Here is a 17,823-nt window from a genome sequence, read left to right as displayed (position 1 = left end):
CCGAGATGACAGGCCGTGGCCCTTGCGGCTAGCAATGACGTCCTTTTCAAAGAGGATACATACTGCAATGGCCAAATTGTCTGGAATAGCATTCGCTCTAGCTGCCCCGTTGCTGATCGCAGGCGTGACTGTGGGTCAGGCACAGCCTTGCGTGACGAATTTCAACTCTGCCGGCGTGCCGATGGTCTCGCAGATTACCTACAAGACCTGGGATCTCTTCAAGAAGCCGCCGGCCGCTGTGCTGCCCGCGATCGCCAGGGCGATCCAGGCCGATGGCGACTTCATGGACATCCGCACCGACAAGGCCAGCGGCACGATCTCCGCGATACAGGAGGTGACCGGCTCCGGCCGTCCGCAGCTCCTGAAAGTGACCACGCGCAAGCAGCCGACCGGCACGCGCGTCGACATCGCCTTCACCGTGCAACCCGGCCAGATGTCGCCGGAAGGAGCTGTCCGGACAGCCCTCTGCGACTTCCTCGACAGCGCGCGCTGAGCCATCGCGAGCCCGAGAACACGGGGCTCGCCGAAAACGCCGGGCACCGATTTCCAATCCTGGGGCCCGGCTCTTTACAAGAGACCGCATTTGGTGATGGCTCTGGTTTTTACGGAGCCTCCCATCATGACCTTCGAAGCCTGGGCCGCCTTCGCCGCCGCCACCGCCGTCCTCCTGGTCATTCCCGGACCGACGATCCTCCTCGTTATCTCCTATGCGCTCGGCCAGGGCTGGCGCACCGCCTTCCCGATCGCCGTGGGCGTCGCGCTCGGCGATTTCACGGCGATGACGCTCTCCATGCTCGGCATCGGCGCCTTGCTCGCCACCTCCGCCATGGTCTTCACCGCGCTGAAATGGATCGGCGCTGCCTATCTCATCTGGCTGGGCATCAAGCTGTTCCGGGCCGGCGGCACGCTCGACGCCAAGCCGCGAGAGGATGCCGCCCCCGCCTGGAAGATGCTCGGCCATGCCTGGCTGGTGACGGCGCTCAACCCCAAGAGCATCACCTTCTTCGTGGCCTTCCTGCCGCAGTTCCTCGACACGAAGGGCGATTTCTGGACGCAGATGCTGATCTTCGAGGCGACCTTCATCGGCCTCGCCTTCGCCAATGCCATGGGCTACGCGCTGGTCGCCTCCCGCGCCCGCGCCGTCGTCAGCGATCCCCGCGCGATCGGGCTCTTCAACAAGGCCGGCGGCACGCTGCTGATCGGCGCCGGCGTCGCGACGGTGGCGATCCGCTCCGGCAGCAACTGAACGAACGGCCTCCGCGACCATGACGGCGAAAGACCTGTCGACGCTCGGCTTCTACGCCGCCGAGGCGGAAGCCTACGCCGCGCGGAAGCGCGAGCCGGAGCACCGACGGATCGATCTTTTCGCCAGGACGCTACGCCCCGGCGCCCGCATCCTCGAGCTCGGCTGCGGCGGCGGCCAGGACAGCGAGGCGATGCTGGCGCGGCTTCGACCTGTTTCCGACCGATGGTTCGCCGGAGCTGGCACAACAGGCCGAGCAGCGGCTCGGCCGCCCGGTCGGTGTGCTGCTTTTCGAGCAGTTGGACGAGGTCGAGGCCTATGACGGCATCTGGGCGCATGCCTGCCTTCTGCATGCGCCGCGCCCGGCCCTGCCCGGCATCATAGACCGCATCCATGACGCCTTGCGGCCGGGCGGAATCCTCTATGCCAGCTTCAAGGCGGGAGAGGCAGAGGGGCGGGACGGTCTCGGGCGCTATTTCAACTATCTCTCGACCGACGAGTTGCAGCTGGCCTTCGGCGAGAAGCCTCGCTGGCAATCTCTGCGGATCGAGGAAGACATGGGTTCGGGCTATGACGGCATGGCCGCGCGCTGGCTTCACGCCTTGGCGATCAAATCGCAGGAGGCTTGACGCTGCGTCGCGGCGTCCTACTTCTCCTTGGCCATGAACCGTCGCAAGCTTCTCTCATTCCTCGGCCTGGGTGCCCTGCTGGCCTCGACCGGCGCGGCCTGGGCGGCGATCTCCCGCTCCCGCAATCCTTATTATCAAGGCCCCGTCAGCGACCATTTCGACGGTGTCCTCTTCAGCGACGGGCGCACCGTCAGCAAGGGTCTGCTCGACGTGCTGCGCTGGCAGACCGGCAAGCGCGAGCGCGAGGCCTTCCCGCTAGCCTATGGCACCCCACCGCAGGACAAGCCGCCGGCCCGCGTCGACGGCGCCCGCATCGTCCATCTCGGCCACGCCTCGTTCCTCTATCAGGTCGGTGGCCTCAACCTGCTGATCGACCCGGTCTATTCCGAGCGCGCCAGCCCCTTCTCCTTCATCGGGCCGAAGCGGGTGAATGCGCCCGGCGTCGCCTTCGACGACCTGCCGGCGATCGACGCCGTCCTCATCACCCACAACCACTACGACCATCTCGATATCGAGACGCTGGCACGCCTCCACCAGCGCGATCGGCCGCGCCTGATCATGCCGCTCGGTAACGACTCGATCGTCAGGGCCCGCATCCCGGATGCACGCACCGAGGCGCATGACTGGAACGAGCGGCTGCAGCTCTCCGATACCGTCGCGGTCACGCTGGTGCCGAGCTACCACTGGTCGGCGCGCGGCGCCTTCGACCGGCGTATGGCGTTGTGGTGCTCCTACATTATCGAAGCTGCGGGCACGAAGATCTTCCACATCGGCGATACCGGCTATCACGACGGTTCGCTCTATGAGCGGCTTGGCCGCGAGCACGGGCCGTTCCGCCTCGCCGTGCTGCCGATCGGGGCCTACGAGCCGCGCTGGTTCATGTCCGACAACCACATGAACCCGGACGAGGCCGTGAAGGTGATGCTGGCGCTCCGCGCCGAGCAGGCGATCGGCCATCACTGGGGGACGTTCCAGCTCACCGACGAAGGCGTAGAGCGCCCGCCCGCGGCGCTGAAGGCCGCGCTGGCTGAGGCCGGGCTGCCGGAAGAACGCTTCAGGCCGATGCGGCCGGGGCTGAGCTGGATAGGGTAGGCGCCGCGCCGTCATTCCGGGGCATCGCGCAGCGATGAGCCCGGAACCCGGAAACGATGCGCTTTCCGCAACAGTCCTCGATCGCAAGGGCCCTTCCGATGGGCGGCTTCGGTTCTGGGTTCCGGGCTCACGCCTTCGGCGCGCCCCGGAATGACGCGCCGGAAACTCAGCCCCTATTTCGGCTGCACGTAGACGTTGATTTCGAGGTTCGGATCGCCGGGATCGTTGAGCTCGCTGACATATTCCTCGAGGAAGGAATCCTTCACGACAATGCTCTTCGCTTCGAGATAGGCGGTGATCGTCTCGTAGGTCGAGTCGATGTCGTCATAGGGCGCCTGATGCAGGAAGCGGAACGCGCGGCCTGCCGGTGACGTCCCCATCCTGAAATCGGGGCTGAGCGAGGGCGCCTGTCCACCGGCGGGAATTGCGACCGGCAGCATCGCATCGAAGCGGAAGCCGTCATCGGTCGTCTCGACGAAGAGCGTGAGCGGGCGCCCGGCGACCGCCAACCCACTTCTCTGGGCCTCGGCGCGCAGGGCCTTGAAGCTGTCCGCCAGCTTCTGGAACCCCTGGTCCCAGGTCGCCTGGCCCGACATCGTCAGGACAGGCTTGGGCGCGAGAGTCACCTCGGCGACATCGCTGCTGTCGGAGCCCTTGCCCGCCAACGTCGCATTGGGATCGGGCACACCGGTCTGCTGCTGCGACGGAGCCGGCGGAAGCGGCTGGCCCGGCGCAGGCAGGGTCGGCGGCGGCTGCACCGGCTGCGGCTCTAGCGGCATGGATGGTGCCGGCTGGACAGGCTGGGGCGTCACCGGCCCGGGAAGCGAAGGAGCAGGTTGTACCGGCTGCGGACCGGGCTGCGCCTCGGGGACAGCAGTCGGCGGCGTCTGAGCCGGAGCCGAAGGCACTTGTGCAGGCGAAGGAGCCTGCGCGGGGGCAGCGCCGGGCGGCGGCGCGAGCGGCGCTGACTCGACGGGGCTCGGCGGGGCCACGCGCCCCTGCGCCAAAGCCATATTGCTGGATACGCTCGCCATGCCGGCGAACGCCAGAACACAAATCCGGGAATACCGCCGAGAATCACGCATTGTCACGGCCCTGAGTTTCACGCGATTCGCGCCCTTGGAGCGCAGCATAGAATGTCCACCTTCTCGCAGGAACGGGGATGAGGGTGGCTTTTTCACGTCGCCTCGGCCATAGACCCCGTATTCATGGGACGTGTGACCAAATGAACGCTCTGGCTCATCGCCGGTTCCTGAAAATGAACGGGCTCGGCAACCAGATCACGGTGCTCGACCTGCGCGGCACCAGGCATCGCGTCAGCGAGGCCGAGGCCCGCGCCATCGCCTCCGAGCCCCGCGCCCGCTTCGACCAGCTGATGGTGCTGCACGACGCCGTGACGCCCGGCACGGACGCCTTCGTGCGCATCTACAATACGGACGGTTCCGAGGCCGGCGCCTGCGGCAACGGCACGCGCTGCGTCGCCTGGGCGATGATCGCCGATCCCGAGATGGGCGATCCCGCGAAGAGCCGCCTTGCCCTACAGACAAAGGCCGGCCTGCTGCCCACGATCCGCGACGGCGAGACCCTATTCACCGTCGACATGGGCGCGCCGCGCCTGGCCTGGGACGAAATCCCGCTGGCCGAGCCATTTGAGGATACCAGCCGCTTCGAATTGCAGATCGGCCCGATCGACAACCCGATCCTGCACACCCCCTGCGCCGTGAATATGGGCAACCCCCACGCCGTCTTCTTCGTCGAGGACCCCTACGCCTACAATCTCGAGCAGATCGGCCCGCTGCTCGAGAACCACCCCATCTTCCCCGACCGCGCCAATATCGAGCTCGCGGCGGTGAAGGCGCCCGATCACATCGTGCTGCGCGTCTGGGAACGCGGCGCCGGCATCACCCAGGCCTGCGGCTCGGGCGCTTGCGCGGCGCTGGTCGCGGCCGTCCGGCGCGAACTTTCCGCCCGCAAGGCCACGGTCAGCCTGCCGGGCGGCGACCTCACCATCGAATGGCGCGAGAGCGACGGCCATGTGCTCATGACCGGCCCGGTCGAGTTCGAATGGGAAGGCACGCTCGATCCGGTGCTGTTCGCGAGCGCCGCCTGATGCCGCTGGAGGTCGTCACCTTCGGCTGCCGCCTCAACATCGTCGAGAGCGAGGCGCTGAAGCTCCAGGCGGATGCCGCCGGGCTGAAGCACGCCGCCATCGTCAACTCCTGCGCCGTGACCGCCGAGGCGACGCGGCAGGCGCGGCAGGCCGTGCGCCGTCTCAAGCGCGAGCAGCCCGACCGCCCGGTCATCGTCACCGGCTGCGCCGCCCAGATCGAGCCCACACGCTTTGCGGCGATGCCGGAGGCGGATCGGGTTCTCGGCAATGACGAGAAGCTGCGCCCGGAAAGTTGGGCCGCGCTTGTCCGCTCGAACAGCCTCGGGAACGCCGATGCTCCGGCCGAGGACAAGCTCGACGTCGGCGACATCATGGCGCGCACGACGCTGCGGGCGCCGGTGACGGGCCGCTTCGCCGGCCATACGCGCGGCTTCGTCCAGGTCCAGAACGGCTGCGACCACCGCTGCACCTTCTGCGTCATCCCCTTCGGCCGCGGGAATTCGCGCTCGCTGCCGGCGAGCGACGTGATCGCCCAGTGCCGCCGTTTGGTGGAGGCAGGCGCACAGGAGATCGTGCTGACCGGCGTCGACCTCACCAGTTACGGGCGCGACTTGCCGAATGAGCCGACATTGGGCGCGCTCGCTCGGGCGATCCTGAGGGCCCTGCCCGAGCTGCCGCGCCTGCGCCTTTCCTCCATCGATGCCGTCGAGGTCGACGACACATTGCGCGATCTGCTCGCGACCGAAGCGCGGCTGATGCCGCATCTGCATCTATCGCTGCAGGCCGGCGACGATCTCATCCTCAAGCGCATGAAGCGCCGCCACAGCCGCGAAGATGCCGTCCGCTTCTGCGCCGATATCCGCGCCCTGCGCCCCGATATCGTCTTCGGTGCTGACCTCATCGCCGGCTTCCCGACCGAGGACGAGGCGATGTTCGCCCGCTCCGTCGCGCTGGTCGAGGAATGCGGGCTGAGCTTCGTCCATGTCTTCCCTTATTCCGCCCGCCCCGGAACGCCGGCGGCACGCATGCCGCAATTGCCCGGCTCGGTGGTTGCCGAGCGGGCGGCGCGTCTGCGGATGGCGGCGGGCGCCGCGCATGAGCGGCACCTCGCCGAGCGCGTCGGGCGGCCGCTCAGCGTCCTGACCGAGCGCGGCAACACCGGCCGGGCCGAGGATTTCACCCTGGTCCGTTTCGATCGCGACATCGCGGCGGGCGAGATCGTGGCGGTGACCGGCCACGCGGCCGATGGGAAGGCCCTTCTCGCGGCATAGCTTCTTAATTGAAACGCATGTCATCCCGGACGCAGCGAAGCGGAGATCCGGGATCCATGCCTGAACCTTCAACGGAAGCGCTCCGGAATGGATCCCGGGTCAAGCCCGGGATGACGGCGTGGTTCCGTACAAGATCAGCGCGCTATGATTTTGGCGAATGGGAGTAGCCGCCCCGGTCGCCGATGGGAGGGAGGAGGAGAGACCGGGGCGGCGGAGCCTTGCCGAAGCGGCGGGCCCGGACATTAGACGCGGCAGCGCCGAAAAAGGTTCAAATCTTCAAGCAACCGCGGAGCCGCGCACGCGCTGCACCTGATTATTGCAGTAACCGCGCGGATTCCAGACAATTTCGAGAGGCTGGCTGTTGCCGGCAACGTCGTGCGCCCGCGCCATGATCACGAACGGGCCGGCCCGCTCGGCGGAAATCTCCGTCTCGAAGCGCCGCCAGGCAAAGACCCCCTCGCCCGGCTGCAATGGTATCTCCTGCCAGCTCTCGCCGCCGTCGCTGGAGAGCTGGACCGAAGCGAGCGGAATGGCGCCGCTCCAGGCAAAGCCGCCGACCGTCAGACGCTCGCCGGATTTGACACTGAAGCCATCGACGGGCGTCGTGATCAGCGATTTCACCGGCATATCGGTGATCACCGCGAAATTCGCCGGTTCGAGTGCATCGCCCGGGCGCATCGGCTGGATCGGAAGCCGGTAATCCGTCCCGCGCATCTTCTCGCCGTCATGCTCGATGGGGCGCAGGCTGACCCGGTCGAGCCATTTCTGCCAGGCCGAGCCGGGATAGCCCGGCGCCACGATCCGCAGCGGGCCGCCATGCAGGCGGGGCAGCGGCTCGCCATTCATCGCGAAGGCGATCAGCGTCTCCGGGGCCAGCGCCTTGGCCATCGGCAGACCGCGCGAGAGCGCAGCTTTCTCCGGCTTCCCGATCTGCCGGTCGGGCGCATGATGCGCGGTATAGACGGCGCTCGGCTTCGGCCCCGCATGTTCGAGCACATCCGCCAGCCGCACGCCGGTCCAGCGCGCGCAGCCGACGGCGCCGAGCCGCCATTGCAGCCCGTCCGTTGCCGGCGAGAACTGCGAACGGCCATTGCCGGCGCATTCGAGGACGGCGGTGACCGTGACCTCCTCGAAGCGCTGGCGCAGCCCCGCGACGGTCCAGACGGTCGGCCGCTCGACCTCACCGTCGATCGTCAGCGTCCACTCGCGCTCGTCGCCGATCTCGGGCAATTCGCCGTTGTTGCGGATGAAGAAGGAATCGATCGGCGTGATCGACTCGTCGAGCAGCGCGAGCCCCGGCTCGGCGTTCAGGGCCTCTTCCTCGTAGACATGGAGCCCGGGCTTCAGCCGGCGCAGCAGCGGTAGTTCGACGAGACGACGAGGCAAACGGCGATCTTCTCCGTGGCGGACCCGCGGCGGCGATTCAGCCCCGCGGCGGCCGGCACAGAAGACACATTGTTCCCCCGGCTGTCGACCGCCTCGCGCGTCGCAGCCTCTCAGCGCTTGGCGACGACCTCTTCGCGGAGCGCCCGCCGCAGCACCTTGCCGACATTGGTCTTCGGCAGGGTCTCCCGGAAGAAGATCTGCTTGGGCACCTTGTAGCCGGTCAGATTCTCCTTGCAGTAGGCGCGCAGCTCATCCGCCGTCAGGGTCTGGTCCTTGCGCACGACGAAGGCCGTGACCGCCTCGCCCGAATGCTCGTCGGGCAGGCCGATCACCGCCGATTCCAGCACGCCCGGATGCGCGGCGAGCACGTCCTCGACCTCGTTCGGATAGACGTTGAAGCCGGAGACCAGGACCATGTCCTTCATCCGGTCGACGACCTTGACCTGACCGTCCGGCAGCATCACGCCGATGTCGCCGCTGCGGAAATAGCCGTCAGCCGTCATCGCCTTGGCGGTCTCGTCCGGACGGTTCCAGTAACCCACCATCACCTGCGGCCCGCGGATGCAGATCTCGCCGGCCTCGCCCAGCGGCATGTCGCTGCCCTCGGCGTCGCGGATGGCGATCTGCGTGGAGGGGATCGGATAGCCGATGGTGCCGCTGAACTCCTGGATGTCGGGTCGGTTGATCGTCGCGACCGGCGAGGTTTCCGAGAGCCCGTAGCCCTCGATGATCGGCCGCCCGGTCACGGCCTTCCAGTGCTTGGCGACAGCGGCCTGCGTCGCCATGCCGCCGGCGACGGCGAAGCGCATCTCGGTGAAATCGACGTCCTTGATCTCCGGATGGTTGGCGAGGGCGTTGTAGAGCGTGTTGACCCCGGAGAAGAGCGTGAAGCGGCTCGCCTTCAGCGTCTTGATGAAGCCGGGAATGTCGCGGGGGTTGGCGATCAGCAGGCTCTTGGCGCCGATCCGCAGCAGGAACATGCAGCAACAGGTCAGCGCGAAGATGTGGTAGAGCGGCAGCGCCGTCACCATGACGTGCTGATAGTCGCTGCGGCCGAGCGGCGGCTCCAGCATCCACTCCAGCCACAGGCCGGCCTGCTGGACATTGGCCGCGACATTGCGATGCGTCAGCGTCGCGCCCTTGGCGATGCCGGTCGTGCCGCCCGTATACTGCAGAAACGCAACATCCTCCGGCGCTACGGCCACGGGCGTCATCGCCGCACCGCCGTGGAGGATCTGCTGGAGAGGAATCGCTTCGGGCAGGTTGAACGGCTTGACCACCTTCTTGATCCGCCGCGCGACGAAATTGACGATCTTGCCCTTGAAGCCCATCAGATCGCCCGCCGTGGCGATGACGACGGAGTCGATCTTCAGGTTCGGCTTCGCCTCCTCGACGACATGGGCAAAGTTCTCGATCACCACGAGCACCCGCGCGCCGGCGTCGTTGACCTGATGGGTCAGCTCGCGCGCCGTGTAGAGCGGATTGACGTTGACCACGGTGAAGCCGCCGAGCAGCGTGCCGAAGATCGCCGCCGGATAGGCCAGGATGTTCGGCATCATCAACGCGACGCGGTCGCCCTTCTTCAGCCCCTGCGCCTGCAGCCATCCCGCGAACGCCTCGGCCGCGGCCTGCGTCTCGGCGAAGGTGATCGTCTTGCCGAAGCTCTCGAAGGCCGGCCGGCTGCCATAGCGCGTGCAGGCGGAGCGGATCAGGTCGGCCAGCGTCCCGATCTTGGCTTCGTCCAGCTCCGGCGGCACCGCCGGCGGATAATGCGCAAGCCACGGGCGTGAATCAGTCTTGGCCTGCGTGGCGCCGATCGCGTTCATCGTCCCTCCCTCTCACCCGGTTACCGGCCTGTGGCCGGCTCCGAGCCTTGTCATCGTCATAGAGTGCGGAACGGCGGGCGAAGGCGCAAGCGCCGGCTATCCGCCCCGCAATGTTCATATATAAACTGTTCGAAAGAGGCGAAAGCAAGCAAAACCGGAAGCCGCACGGCTTCCGGTTCGGCTTTCTCGCGAAAGGCGCGGGCGTCAGCGCCCCTGGGCCACGGCCAGAGCGTGGGCCGAGACGACCGCCTCCGCAGGTTTGCCCGCAAGCTCGGCCAGATGATCGAAGCGAGCGCTGAAGGAGCCAACACCGGAGGTGGCCGAGCGCAGCTCGACGATCAGCCCCATCATCTCGGCCTCCGGAACCAGCGCCCTGATCTGGTCCCAGCCGCGCCAGCCGGGCCGCGTGTCATAGCCCAGGATCTGCCCGCGCCGGGCGGAGATCAGCGCGGAGGCGCGCGACATCGCCTCCGAGGGAATGACCACATCGACGGACAGGATCGGCTCGAGCAGAACGGGCTTCGCCTGCGGCATCGCCTCGTTCATCGCCAGCCGCGCCGCCTGCCGGAAGGCCATGTCGGAGGAATCGACGGTGTGGTAGGAGCCGTCGGTCAGCGTGACCGCGAGATCGACGACCGGGAAGCCGAGCGGCCCCTTGTCGCAGAAATCCCGCATGCCGGCCTCGACCGAGCCGATATACTGGCGCGGCACCACGCCACCGGCGATCTTGTCGACGAAGCGGATGCCCTCCCCGCGCGGCAGCGGCGCGACCTCGATCACGACATCGCCATACTGGCCATGGCCGCCGCTCTGCTTGCGGTGCCGGCCCCGTGCGCCGGCCTGGCCGCGGATGGTTTCGCGGTAGCCGACCTGCGGCGGCCGGCTCGCCACCGCCACGCCATAGCGGCCCGCGAGCTTCTCCAGCGCGACACGCAGATGCATCTCGCCCTGGCCGGACAAGCGGGTCTCGCCGAGCTCCGGCACCTGGGTGACCGAAAGCGCCGCATCCTCCTCGGTCAATCGCTGCAGGGCGGCCGCAAGCCGGACATCGTCCTTGCGTTCCTTCACCGCGATCGCGACGGCATGGACCGCCTCGGGCGGCGCGATCGCGCTGACGACGCTTGCACGCTGCTTGCCGAGCATGAAGGAATCGCCGGTCTCGATCCCCTCCAGCTTGGCGAAGGCCGCGACCTCGCCCTCCTCGGCCGCGGGCTTGCGGCTCTGCTCCGCGCCCTTCAGCGCCAGGACGCCGGCGATGCGGGCCTCGACCCCGGCAGACGAGGTCACGACATCCCCTTCGGCCAGGCGCCCGCGCATGACCCGCGCCAGCGAGAGCTTGCCGCCCTGGCTCGAATGCCAGGTCTTCATCACCTGGGCGAGCGGCGGTCCCTCCGGCAGGATACCGGTCCGCCCACGCGTCTCGGCCAGGCCCGGCGCCTCGTGGCGGAGCGCCTTGAGCAGCCGCGTCACGCCATTGCCGCGTTCCGCCGCGCCGATCAGCACCGGCACGACATGGCGATGCTGCAGCTCGCGGGCGAGATCGTCGAAGATGCGGTCGCGCGGCGGCTCCATGTCGCCGAGCAGTTCCTCCATCAGTTCGTCGTCGTAATCGGCGAGCCGCTCGAGCATGGAGAAACGCGCTTCCTTCTCGCGGTCGCTCTCGTCGATCGCCAGCGGCACGACCTCGCTCGGCGCATGCTCGCGATAGATGAAGGCCCGCTCCAGAGCGAGATCGATGAAGCCGACGGCGATGCCCTTTTGCCAGATCGGGATCTGGCGCAGCAGCAGCGGGGTGCGCGACGCCCGCTGCAGGATGCCGAGCGTCTCGCGCACACGGCGCGAGGCCGTGTCGATCTTGTTGAGGAAGAGGAAGCGCGGAATGTCGGCCTCCTCGAGCTCGCGCAGCACGAGCTCCAGCGCCGGCGCCTTGCGGTCATCCGCCTCGCAGACCACGACGGCGGCATCGACCACCGGCAGGACATGCCGCATCTCGTGCAGGAACTCGACCGAGCCGGGACAATCGATGAAATGGAAGATGTCGCCGAGGAAATCGACCGTCGCGACGCTGGGCTCCGTGCTCATCTGGTGGGCGCGGGCCTCGGGCGCGGCATCGCCGACCGTATTGCCGCCCTTGACGGAGCCCGTGCGCGAGAGCGCGCCGCACCGCATCAGGATGCTTTCGAGCAAGGTGGTCTTGCCGCTCTGAAAGGGGCCGACGATCGCGATGCATCGCGGCCCCGCGCGTCGGGTGCCGCGGGCTTCGTCTCCCTTGCCGTTCTGTGCTGCCATGACGTCCTCCTGCGGGTTGGGCCGCGTGGAGGGCTGGAGCCCGTTCCGGCGCGGCTGGAGGCCGGCGCGGCGGGAAAGCGAAGCCGAGACGCCGGTCGGGCGGCGGTCGCACCGGCCCGAGCAGGTCGGGCGGCCGTCGAGAGGCTATCGTGCAGGAAGGTTCGCGCCGTTCCGCGGTCGGTGCAAGGGAATTGTCTGCTGCGCTGCGACGATGCGGAGGAGACGACAGGGCGTCATGCGCGGCCTCACGGCTGCGACAGGCGCTCGGCATCCGGCAGTTTCCAACTCTTGTCGAAGAGCGGCTTCTCCGGTCCGTAAAGCCGGAACAGCAATTCGAACTTGCGGTTCGGGTCGGTCGGCACCCAATTCGCTTCCTTGCCGGCCGGCGCCTGTGGACCGAAGAACACGTCGACCGAACCATCCGGATTCTTCTGCACCCCGGGGCCGATCGAGGCGAGGCTGGCCCGGTTCATGTTCTTGACGAGGGCGTGGGTTTCCCGGTCGTAGACCGTCGCCGACCAGTATTGCTTCACCGGCGCGTTGGGCGGCACGGTCAGCCTGTAGCTGGCGCCGCCGTCGAACGGGTTGCCGTCCTTGTCCTTGTTTGCCATCAGGTAGAACTGCGCGGTACCGATCCGCTTGATGCCGGTGAAGCCGAGCGTATAGGTCACGCCGCGCGCATCGACGGGATAGAGGTCGATATCGGCGTAGCCGTTCTGGACCGCCTTGATGACCTCTGGCATCGCGGCTGGAAACCAGCGGATACCCTGGTTGATGACGGGGAACCCGGCCTCGTAGCGCTGCGAGAGCAGCGCGCGGGCTTCCCTGGCGCCCGCCTCGAGAGCGTCCTGCGTCTTCGCATCGGGGGTGAAGGGCTTGCCCTTCTCGATGCCGAGCGTCTTGAGCTGGTCGATCATCGCCCGGTCGCGCTGCAGCCAGGGTTCGTTCTGCACGACGCGGTCGAGGTTGCGATAGAAGCTGGCGTCGTACTTGATCGTCGAGTCGAACATCACGTCATAGGCGTCGACGAAATTCGTCGCCGGCGGGCTCGCGGCGCGCGACAGCGGGTAGATTCTGACCTGCTTGCCATAGGCGACCGATTTCGCGATGTCCGCCGCGCTGTGGCTCGGCAAATTGGCGCGCAGCAGTGCAAAGCCGCTATAGCTGTCGGACGGCAGATGGAAATAGCCTGCCGGAACCCTGCCCTTGTAGCCCGGCGGCGTGATCAGGTACTTGCCGCCTGTGCCCCTGTCCGCCCCTTCCGGCGGCATCCTCGAGCGGCATCTGCCAGATGGTGACGATGTTGCCGGCGATCGATCCACCCTTTGCCGGAGGAATCTGGATGACGACCGGGCCGTCCTTCACGTTCCAGAACGACATGAAGTAGATCGAATCCGGGTTCGGCGTCAGCGTCTGGTTCTTCCAGTTCACCGGCTGCGACCAGAAGACGATATCGTTGGGCTTCGCCTTGGTCTTGCTGAGAGCCTCCTGAAGCATCAGATCGGTATTGACCGCAGGCATGGCCCAGATCATGGCCTCTGTCGCACGCCGTTCGACGCTGCGGCGCGCCAGCTCGTCCGCAGGGACTGTCTGAGCTTGAACCGCAAGCCCGTGCAGGGCCAGCATCGCGCCACCAAACCAGCTTAACCGCATCGTCCTCTCCCGCGCAAAGGCTTGGATCGGCAACTTCGCACGCCTCCCCGACCTGTCGATGCTGTAACGGTTACAAGCGCATCGCCCGCGCGCCGCTTTGGGGATGATGCGGGGCAATGGCCTGCCGCGCCGCGACAGCGGCTCCTGCGCACGCCGCCGAACGGCAAACTGTTCAGGACCGAATAGGCGGGAAACTGGACCGATCCACCGAGGCCACAGTCCGTCAGGCCGGATTGCCGGCGCGATAATGGGCCACCAGCGCATTGGCATGGCCGTGCCCCATCGTGTGCTCCGCCTTGAGCACCGCGACCATCTCGGAATGCTTCTTCTCCTTCATCCCATCGATGATCGAAAGCCAATGATCGATCGACTGGCCGTAGGTCTTCTCGATAGAGGGGAAATACGAGCCAGGGCCTTTGACCTTTTCGGCAGACATCTTGACCTCATTTCCTTTTTTGCTCAGCCCCGCCTGTGCGGCAACACGAAGACCGCCGGATGAAGACACAACCGACCTCGCCTACAGGTTCCGTCGCTCGCCGCGCAGCGTGGCGAGACCGATGCCGACCGCGTCGAAGCCGCCATCGACGGCCAGCACCTGCCCGGTGATGTAGCTCGCCTTGTCCGAGCACAGGAAGAAGATCGACTCGGCCAATTCCTCCTCCCGCCCGTAGCGGGCGAGCGGAATGGCGTCGCGATAGTCGGCGCGGATCTCGGCGCTGTGCACGGCCTTGGCCATCGCGGTCTCGACAGGGCCCGGCGCGACCGCGTTGACCCGGATGCCGAGCCCCGCGAGCTCCGCCGCCTGCTGCTTGGTCAGATGCGCCAGCCCCGCCTTCGAGGTGCCGTAGGCGACGCGCAGGGTCGAGGCGCGCAGGCCGGAGATCGAGGTGATGTTGACGATGGCGCCGCCGCCATGGTCGGCCATCAGCGGCGCGGCGAGCTGCGTCGCCAGGAACGGGCCGGTGAGATTGACCGCGAGCACCCGCTGCCACTCCTCATAGGTCGTTTCCAGCAGCGGCTTGAACACCGCGGTTCCCGCGTTGTTGACGAGCGCATCGAGCCGCCCGAAACGCTTGGTCAGCCCGGCGAAGGCCGCTTCGAGCTGCGCGGGCACGGCCACGTCGCAGGGCAGCACCAGCGTCCGCTCCGGCTCGGCGATCTCCGCCGCCGCTCGCTCCAGACCGGCCCCGTCGATGTCGAGCAGCCCGACCTGCCAGCCTTCGGTCAGGAAGCGCTTGGCGGTGGCAAGCCCGATGCCGCGCGCGGCGCCGGTGACGAGGGCGGTCTTCGTGGTCGTCTCGGTCATGGCCTGTCGTCCCGCTGGTATCTCGGTTCCGGCAAGGCTATGCATATCGCCATTGTCGCCAACAAGCGGTTCCTCGCCGGCGCGCTTTGCCGGCATTGCCGCTCGACAAATGCACGGGTGTCCTGTATGGCCCCGCACTCAACTGAAAACAGCGCGCCGTAACGCCCGCGTGTCCACACGCGAACACGGCCATGGAGAGACCCATGAACATCATCGAACAGCTCGACCAGGAGCAGATTGCCAAGCTGAGCGAGGGCCGCGAGATTCCGCAGTTCCAGCCCGGCGACACCGTGCAGGTCAACGTCAAGGTCAAGGAAGGCGAGCGCAGCCGCGTCCAGGCCTATGAGGGCGTCGTGATCGCCCGCAACGGCGGCGGGCTCAACCAGAGCTTCACCGTCCGCAAGATTTCCTATGGCGAGGGCGTCGAGCGCGTCTTCCCGCTGTTCTCGCCGAACCTCGATTCGATCAAGGTCATCCGCAAGGGCAAGGTGCGCCGCGCCAAGCTCTATTACCTGCGCGATCGCCGCGGCAAGTCGGCCCGTATCGCCGAGCGCGTCGATGCCAAGCCCGCCAAGGGCCAGAAGGCCGCCGGCAAGTAAGCCGCAGCCTCAGCGCGAGAAGATTGGAACGCGGTCCTTCGGGACCGCGTTTTTTTGTTGCCTGGAATGGTCCCCGGAATCTGCCGGCGTCGCACGGAGACGCGCCGTCATCCCGGKCTTGACCAGGAATCCATGCCGGAGCGCTTCCGGTCGAGGTTCAGGCCTGGATCCCGGATCTCCGCTTCGCTCCGTCCGGGATGACACGCTCGCCGACGCATCAACCCCAAGACATTCTAAAAACGCATCTCAAGGCTCAGTTTTGTCGGTTGATATGCGTCCTAGTCAGATATAAGTATGCCAATCATTAGCATGCTACTTATGTTCGCCCTATGGATCACGCACAGCTTCAGGCCGCCTTCACTGCCGAGCTCGCTTCCGTCAACCGGAAGCTGAGGGCGCTCGTCGACGAGCGTGCCCGCGGCATGGGGCTGACCCTTGCCCGCGCCCGCCTGCTGATGGAGCTCGCCCGCGAGGACGGCCCGATTCAGTCCGATCTCGCCGACTTGCTCGACATCGAGCAGCCGACGCTGGTGCGTCTCCTCGACGGTCTCGAGCGCAACGGCATGATCGAGCGCCGAGCCGTCGAGGGCGACCGGCGCGCGCGCCGCGTCTTCCTGACCGAGACAGCTCGCGCCCAGGCGCAGGACATCCTGAACTTCCTCGCCGAACTGCGCGCCGGCATCCTGCAAGGCATCGCACCGGCCGAGCTGGAGACCGCGCTCGACGTCCTGCGCCGTACCTCGCGCAACATCGTCGCCGGGCGGAGCGCCGCCCCATGAGCGCGACCGAAACGACGATCGCTCCCACCGCCGCGCCTCCGGCCGGGCTCACCATGCCGCCCGCCCGCGCCCTCGCCTACATGCTCGCTTCGGTGACGCTGGCGATGACGCAGCAGATCGGCCAGAACATCGTCAACACGAACGTCTACCAGATCCAGGGCGAGCTCGGCGCCACCATCGCCGAGACCAACTGGCTGATCGCCGCCTATATGGCGCCGAACGTCTCGCTCTCGATCGCGCTGATCAAGATCCGCATGCAGTACGGACTGCGCAATTTCGCGGAGATCAGCCTCGCCGGCTTCGTCCTCGCGGCGCTGCTCAACTTCTTCTTCGTCCACGATTTGCAATCGGCCGTGATGGTCCGCTTCATGAGCGGCATGGCGGCGGCGCCGATGTCCTCGCTCGCCTTTTTCTACATGATCGAGCCCCTGCCCCCGCAGAAGAAGCTCACCGTAGGCATCTCGCTGGCGCTGACCAACACCACGCTCGGTATCCCGGTGACGCGGCTGATCTCGCCCTGGCTCCTCGATATCGGCGGCTTCCATGGCCTGACCCTGTTCGAGGCGGGGCTCGCCATGGTCGCCTTCGGCTTCGTCTACGCGCTGCCGCTGACCTCGCCGCCGCGGGTGAAGTGGATCGGCCCGCTCGATCTCGTCAGCTATCTGTTCATCGCGATCGGCTTCGGCTCGATCGCGATCGCGCTCAGCCTGGGCCGGATCTACTGGTGGTTCGAGGCGCCCTGGCTCGGCTGGCTCCTTGCCTGTGCGGTCGTCTGCCTGATGCTGGCCGCGATCATCGAACTGCACCGCGAAAGCCCGCTCATCGATATCCGCTGGCTCACCAGCCCTGCGACGCTGCATTTCGCCGGTGCCTTGCTTCTGCTGCGCGTCGTCCTGGCGGAGCAGACGGTCGGCGCCTCCAACTTCTTCCAGGCGCTCGGCATCCAGAACGAGCAGACCCTGTCGCTCTACGGCGTGATCCTCTGCACGATCCTGGCGGGAGGGCTGACCTGCGCGCTTTTGCTGCGCCCCGGCCGCGAGAACTGGTTCTATGGCACGGCGCTGGCCTGTGTCGCGCTCGGCGCCTGGCTCGACAGCGGCGCCACCAGCCAGACCCGGCCGCACGACATCTATCTCAGCCAGGCGTTGGTCGCCTATGGCTCCGCGCTGTTCCTGCCGGCGGCGATGGCACAGGGGCTCGGCGGGGCGATCGCGCGCGGGCCGATCTACATTCTGAGCTTCATCACCGTCTTCCTGTTCACGCAGAGCATCGGCGGCCTGCTCGGCTCGGCGATCTTCGGCAGCTTCATCACCCTGCGCACCAGCTTCCACTACCATGTGCTGGCCGAGCGTTTCGCGATGTCCGACCCGCTCGTCGCCCAGCGCATCAGCCAGCTCGGCGGCAGCTACGGCCATGTCCTGACCGACACGACGCTGACGCGGGCCGAAGGCGTGACGCTGCTCGCCCAGCAGGCGACGCGGGAGGCGACCGTGCTCGCCTATAACGATGCCTTCCTGCTGATCTCGCTGATCGCCGGCCTGGCCTTGGCCGGCCTCCTCCTCCACCTTGCCGTCCTGCGCTTCAGGGCGCGCTTCACCACCGCCCCTGCCCCGGCAGCCGGCTGACCCAACGTATCGACC

The 17,823-nt window shown here is 67.1% G+C and carries 16 protein-coding genes and 1 pseudogene; 9 read left to right on the top strand and 8 right to left on the bottom strand.

The features are described from left to right. The first annotated feature begins 151 nt into the window (after window positions 1-151). The 4 genes and pseudogenes from AC1DVA_RS08160 to AC1DVA_RS08145 all read left to right on the top strand — a co-directional run bounded on the left by AC1DVA_RS08160 (window position 152) and on the right by AC1DVA_RS08145 (window position 2,964). Window positions 152-493, top strand: coding sequence for a hypothetical protein (locus tag AC1DVA_RS08160; protein WP_265054287.1), 342 nt, complete (start codon window positions 152-154; stop codon window positions 491-493). A 126-nt stretch (window positions 494-619) separates the two neighbouring features. Beyond that, complete coding sequence (locus AC1DVA_RS08155) at window positions 620-1,246, top strand: LysE family translocator (protein WP_265054288.1); 627 nt, start codon at window positions 620-622, stop codon at window positions 1,244-1,246. Window positions 1,247-1,265: 19 nt separating this feature from the next. Continuing rightward, window positions 1,266-1,872 (top strand): annotated as a pseudogene (locus tag AC1DVA_RS08150) (class I SAM-dependent methyltransferase). 33 nt (window positions 1,873-1,905) lie between these two features. Beyond that, window positions 1,906-2,964, top strand: a complete 1,059-nt coding sequence (locus tag AC1DVA_RS08145; protein WP_265054875.1) for an MBL fold metallo-hydrolase — start codon at window positions 1,906-1,908, stop codon at window positions 2,962-2,964. 173 nt (window positions 2,965-3,137) lie between these two features. Here AC1DVA_RS08145 and AC1DVA_RS08140 read toward each other — a convergent pair whose 3' ends face one another. Beyond that, window positions 3,138-3,743 (bottom strand): GyrI-like domain-containing protein, encoded by a 606-nt coding sequence (locus tag AC1DVA_RS08140; protein ID WP_476805580.1) that lies wholly within the window; start codon window positions 3,741-3,743, stop codon window positions 3,138-3,140. Window positions 3,744-4,189: 446 nt separating this feature from the next. Between AC1DVA_RS08140 and dapF the strand changes: the two genes are divergently transcribed. Together dapF and mtaB are read left to right on the top strand one after the other, a co-directional pair. Then, entirely contained in the window at window positions 4,190-5,074 is an 885-nt protein-coding gene (gene dapF, locus AC1DVA_RS08135) for a diaminopimelate epimerase (RefSeq protein WP_476805579.1), read from the top strand. Beyond that, a complete protein-coding gene (gene mtaB, locus AC1DVA_RS08130; RefSeq protein WP_265054291.1) occupies window positions 5,074-6,345 on the top strand; it encodes a tRNA (N(6)-L-threonylcarbamoyladenosine(37)-C(2))-methylthiotransferase MtaB in 1,272 nt (423 codons plus the stop codon). Before dapF ends, mtaB begins: the two co-directional genes overlap by 1 nt. 276 nt (window positions 6,346-6,621) lie before the next feature. Here mtaB and AC1DVA_RS08125 read toward each other — a convergent pair whose 3' ends face one another. The 7 genes from AC1DVA_RS08125 to AC1DVA_RS08095 form a co-directional block, all read right to left on the bottom strand. After that, window positions 6,622-7,731, bottom strand: a complete 1,110-nt coding sequence (locus AC1DVA_RS08125; protein ID WP_265054292.1) for a sulfite oxidase — start codon at window positions 7,729-7,731, stop codon at window positions 6,622-6,624. A gap of 110 nt (window positions 7,732-7,841) precedes the next feature. Beyond that, on the bottom strand, window positions 7,842-9,557 hold the full coding sequence (locus AC1DVA_RS08120) for an AMP-binding protein (protein ID WP_476805578.1): 1,716 nt from the start codon (window positions 9,555-9,557) through the stop codon (window positions 7,842-7,844). Between the two features lie 204 nt (window positions 9,558-9,761). After that, the gene (locus AC1DVA_RS08115) at window positions 9,762-11,846 is read right to left on the bottom strand and encodes an elongation factor G (protein ID WP_265054294.1); all 2,085 of its coding nucleotides are present in this window, start codon (window positions 11,844-11,846) and stop codon (window positions 9,762-9,764) included. 245 nt (window positions 11,847-12,091) lie between these two features. Continuing rightward, the gene (locus AC1DVA_RS08110; RefSeq protein ID WP_476805577.1) at window positions 12,092-13,117 is read right to left on the bottom strand and encodes a DUF1214 domain-containing protein; all 1,026 of its coding nucleotides are present in this window, start codon (window positions 13,115-13,117) and stop codon (window positions 12,092-12,094) included. Next, a complete protein-coding gene (locus tag AC1DVA_RS08105; protein WP_476805576.1) occupies window positions 13,005-13,616 on the bottom strand; it encodes a DUF1254 domain-containing protein in 612 nt (203 codons plus the stop codon). Before AC1DVA_RS08105 ends, AC1DVA_RS08110 begins: the two co-directional genes overlap by 113 nt. Window positions 13,617-13,722: 106 nt before the next feature. Then, window positions 13,723-13,935, bottom strand: a complete 213-nt coding sequence (locus tag AC1DVA_RS08100; protein WP_476805575.1) for a DUF4287 domain-containing protein — start codon at window positions 13,933-13,935, stop codon at window positions 13,723-13,725. Window positions 13,936-14,016: 81 nt separating this feature from the next. Further along, window positions 14,017-14,805, bottom strand: coding sequence for an SDR family NAD(P)-dependent oxidoreductase (locus AC1DVA_RS08095; RefSeq protein ID WP_265054297.1), 789 nt, complete (start codon window positions 14,803-14,805; stop codon window positions 14,017-14,019). Window positions 14,806-15,008: 203 nt separating this feature from the next. On the opposite strand from AC1DVA_RS08095, the gene rplS reads away from it, so the two are divergent. From rplS to AC1DVA_RS08080, 3 genes are all read left to right on the top strand, one after another. Continuing rightward, window positions 15,009-15,404: a 50S ribosomal protein L19 gene (rplS, locus tag AC1DVA_RS08090; protein WP_265054298.1), complete on the top strand. Its 396-nt coding sequence runs from the start codon at window positions 15,009-15,011 to the stop codon at window positions 15,402-15,404. A gap of 329 nt (window positions 15,405-15,733) precedes the next feature. Continuing rightward, window positions 15,734-16,183 carry a MarR family winged helix-turn-helix transcriptional regulator gene (locus tag AC1DVA_RS08085; protein ID WP_265054299.1) on the top strand — a complete coding sequence of 150 codons (450 nt, stop codon included), beginning with the start codon at window positions 15,734-15,736 and terminating at the stop codon, window positions 16,181-16,183. Next, window positions 16,180-17,808, top strand: coding sequence for an efflux MFS transporter permease (locus AC1DVA_RS08080; RefSeq protein ID WP_265054300.1), 1,629 nt, complete (start codon window positions 16,180-16,182; stop codon window positions 17,806-17,808). The genes AC1DVA_RS08085 and AC1DVA_RS08080 overlap by 4 nt, the downstream gene beginning before the upstream one ends. The last annotated feature ends 15 nt before the right edge of the window (window positions 17,809-17,823 follow it).

Source organism: Allobosea sp. P4_C6 (assembly GCF_056402015.1).
This window is presented reverse-complemented; position numbering and strand designations above follow the sequence as displayed.